General features: G+C 50.5%; 1 protein-coding gene. It reads right to left on the bottom strand.

The window, feature by feature from the left end:
- Positions 1–151 precede the first annotated feature (151 nt).
- The coding region (locus ACTQ52_RS12375; protein WP_441982796.1) for a hypothetical protein at positions 152–457 on the bottom strand (306 nt) is incomplete at its 5' end.

Raw genomic sequence — 457 nt, 5'->3', positions numbered from 1 at the left:
GGTTTTTATAGATAAATCGATTTCCTATTTAACGGAAACGCGATTTCCAATTAAGCGGATTAGCGATTTCCATACGCCGGACAGGTGATGGATTTCACCCCGGATTATTCACCCGTAACCAGGTAGATGTGGTTTGCGCTGGAGATGTCACCTAGCATCGGCTGTTCAGCATGCTCAGGATACTGGCAACCAGTGCAGTATCTGCCTGATTGGTCAGTTCCAGCGTGCCGCCTCCAAATGTGATGCGCATCGTTGCTTCAAATGAAGCAGGTGATGGTTCATCGACCACGTGTGAGACCGGATGCAGTCGATCCTCTCTGCTGATCGGGAGCTCTGATATATTTATCGGAACAACCTCCTGCTTGCACTCGAGCCTTTCAGATCTGGCCGGAAGCTCACAGGCCTGCTGTCTCAATCGAGCGAGTGCCCGGTAAAATGTACTGGTCGGGATGCTGTT

It is taken from the genome of Oribacterium sp. Sow4_G1_1 (assembly GCF_052116105.1).
Lineage (GTDB): Bacteria > Bacillota > Clostridia > Lachnospirales > Lachnospiraceae > Oribacterium.
The sequence above is the reverse complement of the archived record's forward strand: the minus strand, read 5'-3'. Positions and strand labels throughout refer to the sequence as shown.